We start from the raw sequence: 19,999 nt of genomic DNA on the forward strand, positions 1-19,999 counted from the left end.
AGCGTGCCGACATGACAACTTCCGATATCCTCGACAGCCGCTACTCCTGGCTTCGCCTGCTGGTGACCCTGGCCATTGCAACCGTGGCCAATGTGGGCATGTGGGCCATCATCGTGATCATGCCCGCGGTCGAGGCGGAATTTGGCGCCGGGCGCGCCGCCTCCTCGATGCCCTACACGCTGACCATGGTGGGCTTTGCCCTTGGCAACCTGGCGATCGGACGGCTGGTGGATCGCTTTGGCATCACCCTCTCCCTGATCGGAGCGGTCTGCGCCACGGCATCCGGCTATGTGCTGTCGACCCTTGCGCCCAGCATGGCGCTCCTGTCCCTGACGCATCTTTTGCTGGGTCTTGGAACCGCCGTCGGCTTTGGGCCGCTGATCGCTGATATCTCCCACTGGTTCCTGCGGCGGCGCGGCATTGCCGTGGCGCTGGTGGCCAGCGGCAATTACCTCTCCGGTGCGCTCTGGCCGACGCTGCTGGCAGGCCTGCTGGAGACCAGCGGCTGGCGCATGGTCTATCTTGCCCTCGCTGCGATTACCGTTACCGTGGTGATCCCGCTTGCGCTGCTGCTGCGGCGCCGGGTCCCGGCAGAGGCCTATGCCGCCTCTGATGCGGCCTCGGCGCTCAAGGCGCGCAGCGCGGGCCTGTCGGCGCGCAGCCTGCAATGGCTTCTGGGGCTTGCCGGGATCGGCTGCTGCGTGGCGATGTCGATGCCACAGGTGCATATTGTCGCCTATTGCGTGGGGCTGGGATATGGCCCGGCCGTGGGGGCCGAAATGCTGTCGCTGATGCTCCTGGGCGGCGTGGTCAGCCGGATCATCTCGGGGCTTGCGGCCGATCGTCTGGGCGGCGTTGCCATCCTGCTGATCGGATCGGTGCTGCAATGTATCGCCCTGTTCTTCTACCTACCGTTTGACGGGATGGTACCGCTCTACCTGGTGAGCGCGCTTTTTGGGCTCGCCCAGGGCGGCATCGTGCCCAGCTATGCCCTGATCGTACGGGAATACATGCCCCCGAAAGAGGCAGGCGCCCGGGTCGGTTTCGTGATGATGATGACCATCCTCGGCATGGCGCTGGGGGGATGGATGTCCGGCTGGATCTATGACGTCACCGGCAGCTACCAGATGGCCTTTGTCAACGGTATCGCCTGGAACGGGCTGAATATCCTGATCATCGGTTGGCTTTTGATGCGCAGCCGTACAGAGCGACCCTCCGCAACACCTACCGCGGCCTGACGCCTCGCACCGCCATGGCAACCCGCACACAGCGGGCACCGCCCGCTGCCGGGCCCAAGGCCGTCCGGGTTCTGGCCCAGCCAGATCCCGCGGGCGCGGGAGCGCTACCCCCCCTGCCGCAGCACCGCACCGGGGTTCATGATCCCATGCGGGTCCAAAGCCTGTTTGATCGTCCGCATCATTTCCAATTTCACCGGATCGCCATAGCGTTCCAGATCGCTGACCTTCAACCGGCCGATCCCATGCTCGGCACTGACCGAGCCCCCGAAGTCATGCACCAGATCATGCACCGTGCGTTTCACCTTGTCGTACAGCGGTTCATAATCCTTGCGCGCCTTTCCAGCCGCCGGGAAGACATTGTAATGCAGGTTGCCATCGCCCAGATGCCCAAAGCAGTTGATCCGCATGTCCCCGTCCCCCAGCTGCGCAATGGCCCCGCCGCCGCGCCGGATGAAATCTGGAATGGCCGAGATCGGCACCGAGATATCATGGCTGGAGATCGCGCCGATCAGCCGGTTCGCCTCGGGGATCATTTCGCGCACCGCCCATAGCGCATCGCGCTGCCCCTCGGATTGGGCAATCACCCCGTCCAAGGCCAGGTCCGCCTCCACTGCCGCCTCGAACAGGTCGGCCAGTGCCACCTCGGAATCGAGCCCGCGCGCAAGGCCCAGTTCGATCAGCACGCACCATTCAGGGGCTGTTGCAAAGGGCTGGCGCACCTGTGGCAGGGTCTCGGCCAGGAACTCCAATCCCTGGCGATGCATCAGCTCAAAGGCGCTGATCCCTTCCCCCACGGCATCACGCGCCAGGGACAATAGCGAGATCGCCGCATGCGGGGACGGCACCACGAAGAGTGCCGTGCCACGCCCGGCCGGGATTGGCGACAGCTTCAGGGAGGCCGCGGTGATCACCCCCAGCGTCCCTTCGGAGCCGATCAACAGGTTACGCAGATCATAGCCGGTATTGTCTTTTCGCAGGCGGGACAGCCCGTGCCAGATCTCGCCACTGGGAAGAACCGCCTCAAGGCCAAGGCACAGATCGCGGGTATTGCCATAGCGCAGCACATTGACCCCGCCCGCATTGGTCGCAAGGTTGCCGCCGATCCGGGCCGAGCCTTCAGCCGCCAGCGACAGCGGGAACAGGCGCCCGGCCTCTGCCGCCGCCGCCTGGACATCCGCCAGGATCGCACCGGCCTCGGCGATCAGGACGTTTTCCTCCGGATAGACCGCGCGGATCGCCGTCATCTTTTCCAGCGACAAGAGTAGCGGCGCCGGGCCCTCGGCCATGACCTGCCCCCCGACCAGCCCCGTGCCACCGCCATAGGGCACCACGGGCACCCGTTCTGCGTTGGCGGCGCGGATCAGGGCGGCGACCTCTTCGCTATTACGGGGCAATGCCAGCACCCCGGCCTGCCCCTGATACCGCCCGCGCGGCTCTTCCAGGTAGCGTGGCTCGGCCGCGCACAGCACGCCGTCCGGCACAAGGGTTGCAAGACGGGCGGCGAAGTCGGGAGTGGCGGCATTCAGTGTCATACCTCCTGCATGTCCAATCCCGGCGCCCAAGGCAAGAGGGGCTATTCCTCCTTGCGCAGGTAAGCGGGGCGCAGCACGTGGATTGTCGGGCGGTCCGGCAGGCTGCGCAGCGAGACCGTGATATCCGCCGCGCCCTCCTGCACCACATCGAACTCTCCCTCAGCCTGGTTGCCGATCTGGATCAGGAAACGCTCCAGCGAAAAGTCGGTGAACCAATGCATCGGCAGGATGACCGAGGATCGCAGGCGGAGCAGGACCTCCACCATTTCGGGCAGTGCAAGGGTCATGCCGCCATCCACGGCCGCCATCACCACGTCAAGACGTCCCAGCGCGGCGAATTGCTCGGGCGTCGGCATGTGGTGCAGATGGCCAAGGTGACCGATGCACAGGCCCGCGACCTCAAAGACGAAGATCGAGTTCCCGGCCACCTCTACCCCGTCACTGTAAGGGGAGCGGATATCCGTCGGAACGTTGCGCACCAGCATCTCGCCCAGGTCGAGGTGATGATCGATCCCCTCTCCGAACTCTCCCCAGCCCTTCAGGACATGCGGGATCGCGGGGTCGGGATGGGCGGTCCAATGGGTTTCATGGGCATGGTTCATGGTGACCACATCGGGCATGAAATCGGCCGATCCGGTGAAGCCGGTGAAATCGGTCACCGCGCTCAACCCGCCTTCGGTCTGGATCAGGAAGCTGGCATGGGCGAGATATCGGATACGCACCGAATACTCCGGCACCGGCGCCCGCCAACTGGCCTTGTGGAGGTAGCGGATGCCCGGCGCCGCCTCCGCCAGGGCGATGCAATGGCTGGCGCGATGCTCTTGAGACGCCGCAGGCATCGTAAAGAGCAGGGCAAAGGACATCGCAAGGAGGTGAACAGACAGTCGGCGCATGACACAACAGTAGCGCAAGAAACCCTTCTGTCAGCCGGTCTATCATAAATTCAGCGCAATAGATCCCGAACAGGAGGCAAAACCCTCCCGCCCAGGTCGCGACATTCATGGAATGCCTCTCCCCGGTTGGGCCCGGCGCCGCGCATCTGCGCGGCGCTGCACCGTGCCCTGCACGGTGCCATGCCCAAGGCCGCCAAGGGGTTTCCGGCGCAGCCGGGGCACCTGCGGGGGCGGGAGCGCCACGCCAGCGGAGCGAGATAAGGCTGCCGTCAGGCCTGGCCGACCTGGGTCTTGCCACGGCGATCATGGCGCAGGCTGGCATAGAGCACATGCGTCCGCCAGCGCCCGTTGATCTGAAGGTATGATTGCGCAACGCCTTCGTATTTGAAGCCGGACCGTTCCAGCAGCCCACGCGAGGCGACATTTTCCGGCAGGCAGGCGGCCTCGATCCGGCTGAGTTCGAGCTTGCCAAAGGCATAATGCACGACGGCCCCGATCGCCTCTGCCATGTAGCCCTGGCGCGCAAAGGACTGCCCCGTCCAGTAGCCAAGCGTCCCCGCCTGGGCCGGGCCGCGGCGGATATTGTCCAGCGTGATCGCCCCGACCAATTCCTGATCCTCACGACGGATCAGAAACAGCGGCAGCGCCGTTCCGGAGGACACCGCCCGCTGCGCCCAATAGACCCGGTTGGTGAAGGCCTTGCGACTGAGATGATCCGGCGCCCAGACCGGTTCCCAGGGGGTCAGGTAATCCTTGCTCTGCAGGCGCAGCGCCGCCCAGGTCTGGAAATCGCCATGCACCGGCGGCCTCAGCGTCAGCCGTTCGGTTTCGAGCCGGACCTTGCGACGGGAAAGCAGCAGCATCAGGCGGCACGCCTCTCCTGCAGATCCCCCAGCCCCGGCGCCTCTGCGACCGGCCCGTAAAGCGCCAGCGCCGCAGGGGCCTGCACGGCCAGCTGTTCCGCCATCTGGCGGACATCCGCAACGGTGACCGCATCAATGCGGGCCACGGTATCTTCAAGGGAGGGCACCTTGCCCCAGATCTGTACCAGCCGCGCCAGACGCTCGGCCCGGTTCGAGGGGCTTTCCAGCCCCATCAGCATGCCCGCCTTCATCTGCGCACGGGCGCGGGCGACTTCCGCCTCGCTCATGTCCTCGGCGGCACGCTTCATCTCGTCAATGGTGATATGCGCCAGCTCGCCCAGCTGGTCGCCCGAGGTGCCCGCATAGATCGTCGTGGACCCGGTATCCGCATAGGCGCCGGCCTGGGCAAAGATCGTGTAGCACAGCCCGCGTTTTTCGCGCACCTCCTGAAACAGGCGCGAGGACATGCCACCACCCATGGCGCTGGCATAGATCTGCGCCGTGTAGATCTCGTCATCCTTGTAGCCGGGGCTCTCAAAGGCGAGTGCGAAATGCGCCTGCTCAAGATCCTTGTCGCGCCGCGCTTCACCGCCTGTGAACCGCGCCAGATCCGGCTGCAGCAGCGGACGGGCTACCATATGGCCGAACTGCGCCTCAGCCAGACGGACCAGGGCATCGTGATCCACGGCGCCAGCCGCAGAGAGGATCATCTGGCCGGGACCATAGTGCTGCCCCACAAAACTTTGCAGGTCATCGCGCGAGAAGGCCCGGATACGCTCCGCCGGGCCCAGGATCGTGCGCCCCAGCGCCTGATCGCGGTAGCTTTCCTCCTGCAGCCAGTCAAAGATCACATCGTCGGGCGTATCCAGCGCCTGACCGATCTCCTGCAGGATCACGCTGCGCTCCACCTCGATCTCATGCGGGTCGAACACGGGGTTCAAGAGGATATCGCCGATCACATCCAGCGCCAGCGGCACATCGTCCTTCAGCACCCGGGCGTAATAGGCCGTGACCTCGCGGCTGGTGTAGGCGTTGATGTAACCGCCCACATCCTCGACCGCCTCGGCGATCTGCAGCGCCGTGCGGCGCTCGGTGCCCTTGAAGGCCATATGCTCCAGGAAATGGGCGATGCCGTTCTGCTCGGGGCGCTCATTGCGGCCTCCGGCGGTGACCCAGATCCCGATAGAGGCGGATTCCAGCCCCGGCATATGTTCCGAAACGATGCGGAAGCCGTTGGGAAGTGTGTGCTGCTGAACTGTCAATGCGCGATGGTCTTTCGGATATGCGCCTCAAGGGCGGCCAGATCGTTGTCGATGCGGGTGACGCGTTCGTCCCGCTCATAGAGATCCGCCATGCGGGGCGGCAGCGGCGGGTGGATGCCGCTGGCCTCTTCCACGGCGGCGGGGAATTTCGCCGGATGTGCCGTTGCCAGCGTCACCATGGGGATATCGGAGGCGCGCAGCTCGTTTGCAACCTTCACGCCGACGGCTCCATGGGGGCAGAGCAATTCGCCCGAGGCCGCGACTTCGGATTTGATGGTGGCCATGGTTTCCTCTTCCGAGGCGCGGCCCGACACATAGGTTTCCCGCAGCGCCTGCATCGCGCCCTGGGAGACGTCAAAGCCGCCGTTTTTCAACTCATCCATCAGCTGGCCCACGGCTGCGCCATCCTGATCATAGGCATAGAACAGGGCGCGCTCGAAGTTCGACGAGACCTGAATGTCCATCGACGGGCTGATCGAGGGGATTGTGTCGCCCTTGTAGTAGCCTTCGCCGGACAGGCAGCGATGCAGGATGTCGTTCTGGTTGGTGGCCACCACCAGCTGGTCGATCGGCAGGCCCATCTGCTTGGCGATATAGCCCGCGAAGATGTCGCCAAAGTTGCCGGTGGGCACGGTGTAGCTGATCTTGCGATGCGGCGCGCCGAGGCTGACGGCGGAGGAGAAGTAATAGACCACCTGCGCCAGCACGCGGGCAAAGTTGATCGAATTCACACCGGCCAGTTTCACCCCGTCGCGGAAGCCGAAATCGTTGAACATGTCCTTCACGCGCGCCTGGCAATCGTCAAAGTCACCTTCCACCGCCAGCGCATGCACATTGCTGTCCGCAGGGGTGGTCATCTGACGGCGCTGCACCTCGCTGACACGGCCATGGGGATAAAGGATAAAGACATTGACCGCATCCAGGCCCCGGAAGGCCTCGATCGCCGCCGATCCGGTATCGCCCGAGGTCGCCCCCACGATGGTCACGCTTTCGCCGCGCCGCTTCAGGGCCACTTCGAACAGCTGACCGATCAGCTGCATGGCGAAATCCTTGAACGCCAATGTGGGCCCGTGGAACAGCTCCAACAGGAAGTGATTGGGGGCCAGCTGTTTCAGCGGCGCGCGGGCGGCATGGCCGAAATCGGCATAGGCCTTGGCAATGATCTCGCGGAACTCTTCATCGGTGAAGCAATCGCCCAGGAAGGGACGCATCACGCGAAAGGCGGTTTCCTCGTAAGAGAGACCCGACAGGGCGGCGATCTCGTCAGGGCTCATCTGCGGGATCTCGGCCGGCACATACAGACCGCCATCACGGGCGAGGCCGGTCAGCATCGCCTCTTCGAACGTCAGTTCGGGCGCTTGGCCCCGGGTGGAGATGTATTTCATCGCTTCAGCCTTCGGGTTTGGCGCGGCTGCGCCTCAGGAAATAGGCGGTCATCGCGGCCCAGATGGCGGCCAGCGAAAACCAGGTGAGTGCATATTGCAAGTGGTTGTTTGGAATGCCCGCCGTCGTGACCGGCTGCGGCGTCACAGCCGCCTCTGGAGTAGCCGTGCGGGCGACGACCAGAACCGGTTCCGTGTACAGTTGCTTTGCCATCAGGGCGACATCGCGGGCATAAAAGATATTGGCGTCCAGTTCAGGCGCGGGGGTGGTCCAATCGCCTTCGTCGGGCCACAGGAGGTTACCGGTGATCGCAGTGGCGCCAGCGGCACGGGGATTATTCTTGTCGGCGGCGGGAACGAAGCCGCGATCCAGAAGAACGCGCCGCCCGTCCTCGGTGACCAGCGCAGAGATGATCCGGTAGCCGGTCGTTGCAGCCTTGGTCACCCAGAACACATGCAGTTCCCGCTCCTCGATCTCGCCACGGACAGTGACGGCCCGGTAGCGGTCCTGGTCTTCACGCGGGGCGGACGGCAAGGGAACCGGCGCCGCCGCGATACGGGCGTCGATGGTCTGCAGGAGGTCTTTCTTCCAGGTCATGCGCTGCAGCTGCCAGGTTCCCAGCGACAGCAGCACGGCAAGGCCCAGCCCGCCCACCAGGGATAGAAAGATAAACCGCCGCATTGCGCGTCCTCATCGCCAATGAAAAGCGCGCGGGAGAAGCCCCCGCGCGCTGCGTGTCTTACGATCTGTCTGCGGAATTTGGAACCACAAACCTGTACCTGTTACAATTCCCGGAAGCCGGGGACTGTGGTTAGTGGGCCAGGCCCGCGGTGCCCCAGACGTAGACCGCCACGAAGAGGAACAGCCAGACAACGTCCACGAAGTGCCAGTACCAGGCTGCGGCCTCGAAACCGACGTGCTGCTCGGGGGTGAAATCACCCTTCAGCGCGCGGATCAGGCAGACGGTCAGGAAGATGGTGCCGATGATCACGTGGAAGCCGTGGAAACCGGTGGCCATGAAGAAGTTCGAGTAGAACTCATCGGCGCCGAATTCCCAGCCTTCGTGCAGCAGGTGCGCATATTCGTAGCCCTGCAGGAAGGTGAAGAAGATGCCGAGAACGATACCGATGGACAGGCCCTGCACCAGCGCCTTGCGGTCGTTGTTGTGGACCAGCGCGTGGTGCGCCCAGGTCACGGCACAGCCCGAGAGCAGCAGCACCAGCGTGTTGATCAGCGGCAGGTGGAAGGCGTCAACCGGGTAGATGTCGGGCTGCACATAGGAGGTGCCGACATATTCTTCCATCGGGTACATGGCGTGTTTGAAGAACGACCAGAACCAGGCGAAGAAGAACATCACCTCGGACATCACGAAGAGGATGAAACCGTAGCGCAGGCCGATGCGCACCACCGGGGTGTGATCGCCCTGACGGCTTTCGGCGACCACTTCGGACCACCAGGCAAACATGACATAAAGCACCAGGGCCAGACCGCCCCAGAACAGGTAAGGCGTGATGTCATGCATCCAAAGCACCGCGCCGAACAGCATTGCAAAGCCGCCCACAGATCCCAGCAAAGGCCAGATCGACGGTGGCAGAATATGATAGTCGTGGTTTTTAGCGTGCGCCATTTAAGTGTCCCTCACCTAGCGGCCTAGTTCGTGCCTAGTTCGTGGTTGTGCCTGCCCCGGCTTTATCACCGGTGTCGAGAGCGGCATAGCCCTCGGGCAGATCGATTTCATAGAATGTGTAGGAAAGCGTGATCGTATGCACGAACTTTCCGTCCCGGTCCTCAACGATTTCCGGATCCACAAAGAAGGTCACGGGCATCTGCACCCGCTCCCCCGGTTGCAGCACCTGTTCCTCAAAGCAGAAACAGGCGATTTTCTCAAAGAAGGCGCCGGCGGAATAGGGCGTCACATTATAGGACGCCTGGCCGGCAACCGGTTTATCGGTCGGATTATAGGCCTCGTAGAAGGCAAGGCCGGTCTCTCCGATCCGGATCTCCATCTCGCGCGCGACCGGCTTGAACTGCCAGGGCATGTCGCGCTCCTTGGAGGCGTCAAAGCGCACGGTGATGGTCTTATCAAGGATGGTGTCCGATCCCTGCTCGGCCACGCCCGTGACGCCGCCAAAGCCGGTTACCCGGCAAAACCAGTCGTAGAACGGCACCGAAGCCCAGGCCAGGCCGCCCATGAAGACAACCACGCCGACAAGCTGAAGAACGGTTTTCTGCGGACCTTGGATCGCCATCAGTTCTGCTCCACCTGCGGTGCTGTCTGCGCCTGGGGGAACTTGAACCCTTTGGAGGTCACCTTGACCATGGTCAGCGCCAGCACCAGGACAACAAAGCCGCCCAGAAGCAGGCCAACGCCCATGTTGCGCCCCAGGCGCCGCTTGTGCAGATCGTGTTCCTTGCGAATGGCCATCTTACCAGCCTCCCAGCCCATAGGGTTTCAGCAGAGCCTCGACGAGGATCGCGCCGAAGTGCAGGAACAGGTAAAGCAGGGAAAGCTTGAAGAAAGACCGTTCGACCTTGAAATTATCCGCTTCGCTGTCGTCTTCGTCGCGGCGGAAGATCTTCCAGGCGCCATGCAGGAACAGGGCATTCAACACCGCGGCCACGGCCAGGTAGATCGGACCACCGATGCCCGAGAAGGCCGTGCCCACGGCCAGGATCGCCAGAAGCACGGTGTAAACCAGGATATGGATGCGGGTGGCCCGGCGACCATGAGTCACGGTCAGCATCGGCACGCCGGCATCGTCATAATCCGACCGCATGAACAGCGCCAGCGCCCAGAAGTGCGGCGGCGTCCACATGAAGGTCAGCGCGAACATCAGCCAGGGCTCGACCGACATGGTGCCGGTGGCCGCGACCCAGCCAATGACCGGCGGGAAGGCCCCGGCGGCACCGCCGATCACGATGTTCTGCGGCGTCGCCCGCTTCAGCCACATGGTGTAGATGACGACGTAAAAGAAGATGGTGAAGGCCAGAAAGGCACCTGCAAAGAGGTTGGTCGCCAGCCCCAGCATGATGCAGGAGAGACCCGAGAGCGCCAGACCGAGGCTCAGCGCCTCACCCGCCTCGACCTTGCCCGCGGGAATGGGACGCGACTTGGTGCGTTTCATCACCTGGTCGATATCCGCGTCCCACCACATGTTGAGCGCACCGGAAGCGCCGCCGCCGATGGCGATGAACAGGATCGCGGCAAAACCGATCACGGGATGCACGCCGACCGGCGCTGCAAGCAGCCCCACAAGGGCGGTAAAGACCACCAAGGACATCACGCGCGGCTTCAGCAGGGCGAAATAATCGCCAAAGCTCGGCTCGTCTTCGCGGATGTTGCTGGCATTGATGCTTGCGTCGCTCATGTCAGTCTCTTTGGCCATCAGGGGATGCCGCACGGGGCGCATCCTCGTTGGGTTTCAGATGGTGCGATGGGCGCCACCGATATGGGAAGCGCCCATGTGAAGGGCCGCCATGCGGCCCCGGATCAGATCAGTTGGAGGCGACCTGGTAGGACTGCGGAAGGCCCGCATATTCCTCGATCGCGCCCTGCAGCCATTCGTCATAGGCTTCCTGGCTGACCACTTTGACGGTGATCGGCATATAGGCGTGGTCCTTGCCGCAGAGCTCGGAGCACTGACCGAAGTAGATGCCTTCCTTTTCGGCCTTGAACCACAGTTCGGCCAGGCGGCCCGGAACGCCATCCTGCTTCACGCCGAAGGCGGGCATCGCCCAGGAGTGGATCACGTCGGCCGCGGTCACCTGCATCACGACGGTCTTGCCCACCGGCACGACAACAGCGGTATCGGTTGCCAGCAGGTATTCATCTTCATTGTAGCCGTAGTCTGCCAGCTCTTCTTTCGGCAGCAAGAAGCTTTCAAAGCCGAACTCGTGGTCGACATATTCATAGCCCCAGTACCACTGGTAGCCGGTCACCTTGATGGTCACGTCCCCTTCCGGGATCTCCTGCTGGCGGAACAGTTCCGGCAGCGAGAAGGAGCCAATGAAGACTAGAATCAGGATCGGAATCACCGTCCAGGCAATTTCGATCGGGGTGTTGTGGGTGAAGGAGGCCGATTCAGGGTTGGCCCGCTTGTTGAAACGCACGATGGCGTAAAGCAGCAACAGCCCCACCAGGATGCAGACGGCGGTGATGATCACCAGGATGATACCGTCCAGCTTGTGGATACCTTCCGCCAGTTCTGTCGCGGCCGGCTGGAATCCCAGGCCACCGTTGGTCGGCTTGCCAATGGTTTCCAGACCTTCTTGCGCTGTGGCTGGAAGGCTAAAGAGGCCAGCAAAAAGGCCCGAAAGCATCAAAGCATTCTTCATGTCATGTCCTGATCGTTTGATCGCGTTGTTGCTGCTACCGGCGACATTATATGAAATCCTTGATTCCACAAAACGCACCGGACCCGTTGTCTTTGACGCAGCTTAAAATCATATTCGGGCGTACAGATAAAGAGGTAGCCGAGCGGCAAAGCGTCGCTTTCTTGATTTAGATCAAAAAAAGTCGGCCCGCCGAAGAGGAATGAGACATGGAAACCACGGCCTATCGCCCATTTGAGACCAGCCTCCCCGAGGATGAAGCGATCGCCATCCTGCAGAGCGCGACGAAGGGCGCCGACGATGGAGAGATCTTTGTCGAACGGCGCAAGTCCGAAGCGCTGGTCTTTGACGACGGCCGCCTGCGCAGCGCCAGCTATGATGCCTCCGAAGGCTTCGGACTGCGCGCCGTCAATGGCGAGGTGGCGGGCTATGCCCATTCCACCGATGTCTCGATCCCCGCCCTGAGCCGCGCCGCCGAGACCGCGCGCCTTGCGGTAGGCGATGGGGGCGGCACCTATGCCGATCCTCCCGTCGCAACCAACAAGAAGCTTTATACCGACGCGGATCCGATCGGCGCCCTGCCCTTTCCGGTCAAGGTGGAGACCCTGCGCGAGATCGACGCCTTTGCTCGCGGGCTGGATTCCCGTGTGGTGCAAGTCTCTGCTACCCTGGCAGCCTCCCTGCAGGAGGTGGAGATCCTGCGTGCCGACGGGGTGCGGGTGCGCGATGTGCGTCCGATGACACGGCTCAACGTCTCGGTCATCGTGGAACAGGACGGGCGCCGCGAAAGCGGATCCGTTGGCGGCGGCGGACGCGTCGGCCTTGATGGGCTGATCGATCCGGCCAGCTGGCAGGACAAGGCGCGCGAGGCCTTGCGAATCGCCCTGGTCAATCTGGAGGCCATCCCGGCCCCTGCCGGGGAGATGGAGGTTGTCCTGGGCCCGGGCTGGCCTGGCATTCTTCTGCACGAGGCGATCGGCCACGGGCTGGAAGGCGACTTCAACCGCAAGGGCAGCTCGGCCTTTGCAGGACTGATGGGGCAGCGCATCGCCGCTCCCGGTGTCACCGTGCTGGATGATGGCACCATCCCGGACCGGCGCGGCTCGATCACCGTCGATGACGAAGGCACCCCCAGCCAGAAAACCACCCTGATCGAGGACGGCATCCTGGTCGGCTTCATGCAGGACCGGCAGAACGCCCGGCTGATGGGAGTTGAGGCCACCGGCAACGGGCGGCGGCAAAGCTATGCCCATGCGCCCATGCCACGGATGACCAACACATATATGATGGGGGGCGATACCGATCCCGCGGAACTGGTCGCGGGCATGAAGGACGGGATCTGGGCCGTCGGCTTTGGTGGCGGACAGGTGGACATCACCAATGGCAAGTTCGTCTTTTCCTGCACCGAGGCCTACCGTGTCCAGAACGGCAAGGTCGGTGCCCCGGTGAAGGGCGCCACATTGATCGGAGACGGCGCCACCGCTCTGAAGCAGATCCGCGCGCTCGGCAATGACATGGAGCTGGATCCGGGCATGGGCAACTGCGGCAAGGCAGGCCAGTGGGTGCCTGTGGGCGTCGGCCAGCCTTCGGTCCTGATGGGTGGCCTTACGGTCGGCGGCGCCGCGATTTAGGTAAAGATCTGCTGGTTAATTTCCGGCGGAATCACCTGCAACTGAACACAAAACGGACCCATTGGTCCGTTTTTTTACTGTACTGTATCGCAATAGGCTCCTGATCGCGCCGGGCTGCAGGGGCTTCCACAGGGCGACCTCAAAAACTCACCGCACAAAAACAATGACTTACAGAATTTCTGCGAAAAACATTGGAAAATTTGAACGTATTCACCACCTGTTAACCCGACAAGGTTAATTCTAAGGATGCAAACAGGCGGAGTTATGGATGACTGAAGAAGCACATTCTTCCACTCACCCCCCACTCCCACCCACCACGGAAGATCTCCGGCGTTCGTGGCTTCGCCTTTTGCGCTCCAGACGGGTTGGACCGGCTACATTCTACCGGCTGCTCTCTGAACACGGTTCAGCGCAGAATGCGCTGGAAGCGTTGCCTAAAATGGCACGTTCCGCTGGCCAAAAGGGGTATGAAACATGCCCTGCCGACGCGGTAAACGCCGAAATGAAAGCCGCAAAAGCCGCCAAAGCGCGGCTTTTGTGCTTTGGGGATCCCGACTATCCCGCCCTCCTCGCGCAATTGAAAGATGCCCCGCCTGCCCTTTGGGCGATCGGCAATCTCGACCTTCTCAAACGACCGATGATCGCCATCGTCGGCGCCCGCAATGCCTCCTCGCTGGGGACGCGCATGGCGCGGGCGCTGGCGCATGATCTGGCGGCGCGCGGCTATGTGGTGGTTTCCGGCCTGGCCCGGGGCGTGGACACCGCCGCCCATCAGGCCGCACTCAGCGGTGGCACCGTCTCGGTGCTGGCCGGTGGGGTGGATGTGATCTACCCGTCGGAAAACACCCGACTTGGCCAGGACATCTATCGCCAGGGGCTGATGTTGTCCGAGCAGCCCATGGGGCTGGCGCCCCAGGCGCGGCATTTCCCGAAACGCAACCGGATCATTGCCGGTCTTGCCCAGGCCGTGGTTGTGGTGGAGGCTGCCGCCAAATCCGGCAGCCTGATCACCGCCCGCGATGCGCTGGATATGGGGCGCGAGGTGCTGGCTGTGCCGGGGCACCCCTTTGATGCCCGCGCCTCGGGCTGCAACATGCTGATCCGCGATGGCGCCCAGCTGGTGCGCAACGCCGAGGACGTGATCGCCGCCCTGCCCCCGATGGACAGCCCGGACGCCGCCCCCTCGCAGCGGACAGGTAGCACGCAACGCCCCCGGAAATCCCCGCGCGAATCCCTGGCCGATCTGCCGCCACCGCCACCCGAGCGTCGCAACCTGCGTGAAACCGCCGCCCTGCACCAGCAGGTCCTGGCCCGGCTCGGCCCCTCCCCCACCCCGGAGGATCAACTGCTGCATGAACTGGCGGTCGCCCCGAAAGACCTGTCGTCGGTGCTGACGGAACTGGAACTGGACGGAGAGATCGACCGCCATCCCGGCGGCATGCTCTCCCGCCCACCCGGCGGAAAGGGGGACTGAATGCCGCGTGAGACCGCTTCCACCGATCCCGGGCAAAAGCGATGCAAAGCGCGGCAAAGTCAGCGCAGACACCGCGTCCAAAGCCCGCGCATTGACATTCTCCCCTTGCACGCCACATCTTGCCCCGCCATAGAGCGCGAAGTATCCGCCCTTCAAGAGGTCCCGAATTTTCATGCCAGTCGTAGTCGTCGAATCCCCAGCCAAAGCAAAAACGATCAACAAATACCTGGGTTCTGACTACACCGTTCTTGCCTCCTACGGTCACGTGCGCGACCTGCCGCCCAAGGACGGATCGGTCGACACCGAACATGACTTCGACATGAAATGGGAGGTCGGCGCCGACAGCCGCAAGCACGTCAAGGCCATTGCCGACGCGCTGAAGGAAGACAACGCACTGATTCTCGCGACCGACCCCGATCGCGAAGGAGAGGCAATCAGCTGGCACCTGCAGGAGGCGCTGACCAAGCGCCGCTCGATCAAGAAGGACACGCCGGTCAGCCGCGTCACATTCAACGCGATCACCAAGGAGGCCGTGGCCGAGGCGATGAAACATCCCCGCCAGGTCGACATGCCGCTGGTGGAGGCCTACCTGGCCCGCCGCGCGCTGGATTACCTCGTGGGCTTCAACCTGTCCCCCGTTCTGTGGCGCAAGCTGCCCGGTGCGCGGTCTGCCGGCCGGGTGCAATCGGTCTGCCTGCGCCTGATCGTGGAACGCGAAATGGAAATCGAGGCCTTCAATCCGCGTGAATACTGGTCGGTGAAGGCGCAGCTTGCCACCCCGCGCGGCCAGGAGTTCGAGGCGCGCCTCACGGTTCTGGCCGGCGACAAGCTCGACAAATACGACCTCGCCAATTCCACCGCCGCCGAACTGGCGGTGCAGGCGGTGGCCAGCCGCAATCTGGTGGTGAAATCGGTCGAGGCGAAACCCGCCTCCCGCAACCCCTCGGCGCCTTTCATGACCTCCACCCTGCAGCAGGAGGCCAGCCGCAAGTTCGGCATGGGTGCACGCCAGTGCATGAACGCAGCCCAGCGGCTCTATGAGGCCGGATACATCACCTATATGCGGACCGATGGGATCGACATGGCGCCCGAAGCGGTGCAGGCCGCCCGCGCCGAGATCGAAACCCGCTATGGCGCCGACTACGTGCCCGCATCGCCCCGCATCTACAAGAACAAGGCCAAGAACGCCCAGGAGGCGCATGAATGTATCCGCCCCACGGATATGAGCCGCGACGCCAAGAGCCTGAAGGTCAGCGAAGAGGATCAGCGCAAGCTCTATGATCTGATCTGGAAGCGCACGATCTCTTGCCAGATGGAAGGCGCCCGGATGGAGCGCACCACCGTGGATATCGGCTCGAACGATGGCCAGGTGGTGCTGCGTGCCACGGGGCAAGTGGTGCTGTTCGACGGTTTCATGCGCGTCTACGAAGAGGGCCGCGACGATGTGGTGGACGAGGACGACAAGCGCCTGCCGCAGATCATGAACGGCGAAGGCATCAGCTTTGCCTCCTCGCTGGCGGCGCAGGCCGAAAAGGCCGGAAAGGACGCCGCGATCCTGTCGGACAATGCCGCCGTCCTGGGCCTGCAGCACCACACCCAGCCGCCGCCGCGCTATACCGAGGCCACCCTGGTCAAGAAGATGGAAGAGCTGGGCATCGGCCGCCCCTCGACCTATGCCAGCGTGATCACCACGATCCAGGACCGCGAATATGTCCGCAAGGAGAAGAACCGTCTCTTCCCCGAGGACAAGGGGCGGATCGTCACCATCTTCCTGCTGAACTTCTTCAAGCGCTACGTGGAGTATGATTTCACCGCCGCGCTGGAGGAACAACTGGATGACGTCAGCGCCGGGGACGCCGATTACAAGGATCTCCTGGGCAAGTTCTGGCGCGATTTCTCGGCTGCGATTGCAGAAACCTCCGATCTGCGGATCACCGAGGTGCTGGATGTGCTGGACGATGCCCTGGCACCGCAGCTTTATCCGCCGCGTGAGGATGGTACCGATCCCCGCATCTGCCCCAAGTGCGGCGCCGGCCAGCTGCATCTCAAGACCTCGCGCACCGGCGGCTTCGTGGGCTGCGGAAACTACCCGGAATGCAACTACACCCGCCCGATTTCCGGCGAGGGTGCCGAAGGGTACGAGCGGATCCTGGGTGAGGATGACGGCGATGAGATCCACCTGAAGTCCGGGCGGTTCGGCCCCTACGTGCAGCGCGGCGAGGCGACGCCTGAGAACAAGAAGCCGCCCCGGTCTTCGCTTCCGAAACAGGGGCGGGATTTCCTGCCCGGCTGGGGCCCCAATGAGATCACCCTGGAACAGGCGGTCACCCTTCTGACCCTGCCCCGAGAAATCGGCCAGCACCCGGATGGCGGCGCAATCCAGTCGAACCTGGGTCGCTTTGGCCCCTATATCGCGCACCAGCGCCCGGACGAGGAAAAGCCGGTCTATGTGAACCTCAAGGAGACGCTGGACGTCTTCGAGATCGGCATGAACCGCGCGGTGGAAATGCTGGCCGAAAAGCGCGCCAACCCCGGACGTGGCCGCCGCGCCGCAGCCAAGGCGCTGAAGGAACTCGGCGAACACCCCGAAAGCGGCGGTGCGGTCAGCATCATGGACGGGCGCTACGGGCCTTATGTGAAATGGGAGAAGGTAAACGCCACCCTGCCCAAGGACGTGGAACCTGCCAATGTCACCATGGAGATGGCGGTTCAACTGATCACCGAGAAGGCGGGGAAGACCAAGAAGAAGGCCCCGGCCAAGAAAACAGCCGCAAAGAAGACCGCGACCAAGAAGGCGGCGGCGAAGAAGACCACGAAAAAAGCCTCCGACGCCAGCTAAGGCGGGCGTCTCCCCAGCGGCCAGCATCCTGAAGGACAGCAGCGGGCGGCTCCCGCCGGTTCGGTGCACATTCAGGGAATGTCCCCTCTCCGTTGGGCCCGGCGCCGCTGGCGCGGCGCGGTGGCTCCCATGACGGGCCCGTGCCCCACGTCCACGCCGCGCCAGCGGCGCCAGGCCCAAGCCTGCGGGGGGCATTGCCACTGCCGATGGGCTGCAAGGGCGCGGGAGCGCTCCCTCTCCCCGTCCGGCGCCCTCTCGTGCAGAACCAGTCTCCGTAGAAATACGCGTTTCTCTCCGTATTCTTGACTCTGCCCGGCCCGAGGCGCAGAACCCTGCCAATTGGCAGTTTAGGGAGAACTCCGTGAAAAAAGTCTACTCCAACGCCGCCGAAGCGCTTGACGGGCTGCTTCATGACGGCATGTTCATCGCCTCGGGCGGCTTCGGCCTCTGCGGCATTCCAGAGCTTCTGCTGGACGCAATCAAGGACGCGGGCACCAAGGATCTGACCTTTGCCTCCAACAACGCGGGCGTCGACGATTTCGGCATCGGCATCCTGTTGCAGACCAAGCAGGTGAAGAAGATGATCTCCTCCTACGTGGGGGAAAACGCCGAATTCATGCGCCAGTACCTGTCGGGTGAGCTGGAGCTGGAATTCAACCCGCAAGGCACCCTGGCCGAGCGCATGCGCGCTGGCGGTGCGGGCATTCCCGGCTTCTTCACCAAGACCGGTGTCGGCACCGTGATCGCCGAGGGCAAGCTGGAGAAGCAATTCCCCACCGGCCCTGACGGCGCCATGGAAGACTACATCATGGAAGAGGGGCTCTTTGCCGACCTGGCCATCGTGAAGGCCTGGAAAGCGGACGAGACCGGCAACCTGGTGTTCCGCAAGACCGCGCGCAACTTCAACGTGCCCGCCGCCACCTGCGGCAAGGTCTGCGTGGTCGAGGTCGAGGAAATCGTGCCCACCGGCAGCCTTGACCCCGATCATATCCACCTGCCCGGCATCTATGTGCACCGCATCATCAAGGGCGAGCATGAAAAGCGCATCGAGCAGCGCACCGTTCGCAAGAAGGAGACCGCATAATGGCTTGGGACCGCAATCAGATGGCCGCCCGCGCGGCACAGGAACTGCAGGACGGCTGGTATGTGAACCTTGGCATCGGCATCCCGACGCTGGTTTCCAACTACATCCCCGAGGGCGTCGAGGTGACGCTGCAATCCGAGAACGGTATGCTGGGCATGGGCCCCTTCCCCATCGAGGGCGAAGAGGATCCCGACCTCATCAACGCCGGCAAGCAGACCATCACCGAACTGCCGCAGACCGCCTATTTCGATAGCGCGCAAAGCTTCGCGATGATCCGCGGCGGCAAGATCGCCATGGCGATCCTGGGCGCAATGGAAGTGGCCGAGAACGGCGACCTGGCAAACTGGATGATCCCCGGCAAGCTGGTCAAAGGCATGGGCGGCGCCATGGACCTGGTCGCAGGCGTTGGCCGCGTGGTCGTGGTCATGGACCACACCAACAAGCATGGCGACAGCAAGGTTCTGAAGGCCTGCACCCTGCCGCTGACCGGCAAGGGCGTTGTGGACCGCATCATCACCGGTCTGGGCGTGCTCGACGTGGTCGAGGGTGGCCTGAAAATCGTTGAGCTGGCCGACGGCGTCACCGAGGAAGAGCTGCGCGCCGCGACCGAAGCGACCATCGTCAACTGATCGCAGCCGCACATCAAAACATGAAAAGGCCCGCCCGAAGCATCCGGCGGGCCTTTTCTGTCGCTCCGTCATTCCCGAATGGGGTGCTTGCCCACTTGTGCATGCTGTCTGGGACGGGTCAGGACCAGGGCGCACAGCGCTCCTGACATTGCAAAGAACGCGGCATAGTAAGGCGAATATGGCGCCCAGCCCCAGGCCTTGACCGTGGCGGAAAACAGGCCAGCCGCCGCAGCCAAGCGCAGCACCGCCCATAGGACTGTTGCTGCGCCCCGGAAGTCCGGACGGCCGATGCGCCAGAATGTAAATGTCAGCAGCGAGGCAATCGCGGTCCACCAGAGCAGGGCCAGACACGCCGAGATTGGGCTCGATATGATCTTGCTCGCCTCAAACAACAGGATCTCTGCCCATGTGGCGGATCTGACAAGGAAACCAAAGCTCTGCCCCATATGCTCAGGGTAGGCAGTGGGCATGGGTTTGCCGTCCTGCTCGATGACCGGGCGCGTCTCCCATGTTCCGGGATCCGGTTCAAAGACCTCAGCAGAGATCCCATCATATACAACACATCGCCGCGTCCCCTCCCCCCGAAGGCAGGAAATGTGCAGGCTCACCCCCAACGGCGAAATGGCACGGGCATGGCCCGCCTCGTCTACTATGACAGCCCGCACAGGATCAGAGCCGACGACCCCATCACCATTCAGAAGCTTCAATGCAAAGCCGCTGCCATCCGGCTGCAGCGGCTCCACTTGGGTGTAATAGGGGGAATGGGCGCCCAGTGGTGCGGCGATGAGCAGAAACAGGCTGATGTAAGAGGCGCGCCAAAACATAGTGGGCTCACAAAA

At 63.3% G+C, this 19,999-nt stretch carries 18 protein-coding genes; 6 read left to right on the forward strand and 12 right to left on the reverse strand.

The window, feature by feature from the left end; all coding sequences use genetic code 11:
- Positions 1–11 precede the first annotated feature (11 nt).
- Complete coding sequence (locus tag PXK01_RS03785) at positions 12–1,238, forward strand: MFS transporter (RefSeq protein ID WP_274848866.1); 1,227 nt, start codon at positions 12–14, stop codon at positions 1,236–1,238.
- Positions 1,239–1,342: 104 nt separating this feature from the next.
- Here the strand turns inward: PXK01_RS03785 and PXK01_RS03790 are convergent, their stop codons facing one another.
- The 11 genes from PXK01_RS03790 to coxB form a co-directional block, all read right to left on the reverse strand.
- Complete coding sequence (locus tag PXK01_RS03790; protein ID WP_274858925.1) at positions 1,343–2,770, reverse strand: FAD-binding oxidoreductase; 1,428 nt, start codon at positions 2,768–2,770, stop codon at positions 1,343–1,345.
- Positions 2,771–2,811: 41 nt separating this feature from the next.
- Complete coding sequence (locus PXK01_RS03795; RefSeq protein ID WP_446728418.1) at positions 2,812–3,663, reverse strand: MBL fold metallo-hydrolase; 852 nt, start codon at positions 3,661–3,663, stop codon at positions 2,812–2,814.
- A gap of 269 nt (positions 3,664–3,932) precedes the next feature.
- Positions 3,933–4,523: a GNAT family N-acetyltransferase gene (locus PXK01_RS03800; RefSeq protein WP_274859054.1), complete on the reverse strand. Its 591-nt coding sequence runs from the start codon at positions 4,521–4,523 to the stop codon at positions 3,933–3,935.
- Positions 4,524–4,525: 2 nt separating this feature from the next.
- A complete protein-coding gene (locus PXK01_RS03805; protein WP_274858926.1) occupies positions 4,526–5,788 on the reverse strand; it encodes a M16 family metallopeptidase in 1,263 nt (420 codons plus the stop codon).
- The gene (thrC, locus tag PXK01_RS03810) at positions 5,785–7,173 is read right to left on the reverse strand and encodes a threonine synthase (RefSeq protein ID WP_274858927.1); all 1,389 of its coding nucleotides are present in this window, start codon (positions 7,171–7,173) and stop codon (positions 5,785–5,787) included. The genes PXK01_RS03805 and thrC overlap by 4 nt, the downstream gene beginning before the upstream one ends.
- A 4-nt stretch (positions 7,174–7,177) precedes the next feature.
- A complete protein-coding gene (locus PXK01_RS03815; protein WP_274848862.1) occupies positions 7,178–7,852 on the reverse strand; it encodes an SURF1 family protein in 675 nt (224 codons plus the stop codon).
- Positions 7,853–7,982: 130 nt separating this feature from the next.
- Positions 7,983–8,798 carry a cytochrome c oxidase subunit 3 gene (locus PXK01_RS03820; protein WP_274848861.1) on the reverse strand — a complete coding sequence of 272 codons (816 nt, stop codon included), beginning with the start codon at positions 8,796–8,798 and terminating at the stop codon, positions 7,983–7,985.
- A gap of 34 nt (positions 8,799–8,832) precedes the next feature.
- Positions 8,833–9,420 carry a cytochrome c oxidase assembly protein gene (locus tag PXK01_RS03825; RefSeq protein ID WP_274848859.1) on the reverse strand — a complete coding sequence of 196 codons (588 nt, stop codon included), beginning with the start codon at positions 9,418–9,420 and terminating at the stop codon, positions 8,833–8,835.
- Positions 9,420–9,596 (reverse strand): cytochrome C oxidase assembly protein, encoded by a 177-nt coding sequence (locus PXK01_RS03830; RefSeq protein ID WP_274858928.1) that lies wholly within the window; start codon positions 9,594–9,596, stop codon positions 9,420–9,422. The genes PXK01_RS03825 and PXK01_RS03830 overlap by 1 nt, the downstream gene beginning before the upstream one ends.
- Position 9,597: 1 nt before the next feature.
- Entirely contained in the window at positions 9,598–10,539 is a 942-nt protein-coding gene (gene cyoE / locus PXK01_RS03835) for a heme o synthase (RefSeq protein WP_274858929.1), read from the reverse strand.
- A 127-nt stretch (positions 10,540–10,666) separates the two neighbouring features.
- Complete coding sequence (gene coxB, locus PXK01_RS03840) at positions 10,667–11,506, reverse strand: cytochrome c oxidase subunit II (protein WP_274848855.1); 840 nt, start codon at positions 11,504–11,506, stop codon at positions 10,667–10,669.
- Between the two features lie 206 nt (positions 11,507–11,712).
- On the opposite strand from coxB, the gene tldD reads away from it, so the two are divergent.
- The 5 genes from tldD to PXK01_RS03865 all read left to right on the forward strand — a co-directional run bounded on the left by tldD (position 11,713) and on the right by PXK01_RS03865 (position 19,160).
- The gene (gene tldD / locus PXK01_RS03845; RefSeq protein WP_274858930.1) at positions 11,713–13,134 is read left to right on the forward strand and encodes a metalloprotease TldD; all 1,422 of its coding nucleotides are present in this window, start codon (positions 11,713–11,715) and stop codon (positions 13,132–13,134) included.
- Positions 13,135–13,402: 268 nt separating this feature from the next.
- The gene (dprA, locus tag PXK01_RS03850; protein WP_274858931.1) at positions 13,403–14,608 is read left to right on the forward strand and encodes a DNA-processing protein DprA; all 1,206 of its coding nucleotides are present in this window, start codon (positions 13,403–13,405) and stop codon (positions 14,606–14,608) included.
- A 172-nt stretch (positions 14,609–14,780) separates the two neighbouring features.
- Positions 14,781–17,447 carry a type I DNA topoisomerase gene (gene topA, locus PXK01_RS03855; RefSeq protein ID WP_274858932.1) on the forward strand — a complete coding sequence of 889 codons (2,667 nt, stop codon included), beginning with the start codon at positions 14,781–14,783 and terminating at the stop codon, positions 17,445–17,447.
- A 361-nt stretch (positions 17,448–17,808) separates the two neighbouring features.
- The gene (locus tag PXK01_RS03860) at positions 17,809–18,531 is read left to right on the forward strand and encodes a CoA transferase subunit A (protein ID WP_274848851.1); all 723 of its coding nucleotides are present in this window, start codon (positions 17,809–17,811) and stop codon (positions 18,529–18,531) included.
- On the forward strand, positions 18,531–19,160 hold the full coding sequence (locus PXK01_RS03865; RefSeq protein ID WP_274848850.1) for a 3-oxoacid CoA-transferase subunit B: 630 nt from the start codon (positions 18,531–18,533) through the stop codon (positions 19,158–19,160). Before PXK01_RS03860 ends, PXK01_RS03865 begins: the two co-directional genes overlap by 1 nt.
- 68 nt (positions 19,161–19,228) lie before the next feature.
- On the opposite strand, the gene PXK01_RS03870 is transcribed toward PXK01_RS03865, so the two are convergent.
- Positions 19,229–19,984, reverse strand: coding sequence for a hypothetical protein (locus PXK01_RS03870; RefSeq protein ID WP_274858933.1), 756 nt, complete (start codon positions 19,982–19,984; stop codon positions 19,229–19,231).
- Between the last annotated feature and the right edge of the window lie 15 nt (positions 19,985–19,999).

The sequence above is a fragment of the Phaeobacter sp. PT47_59 genome (assembly GCF_028890025.1).
Lineage (GTDB): Bacteria > Pseudomonadota > Alphaproteobacteria > Rhodobacterales > Rhodobacteraceae > Phycobacter.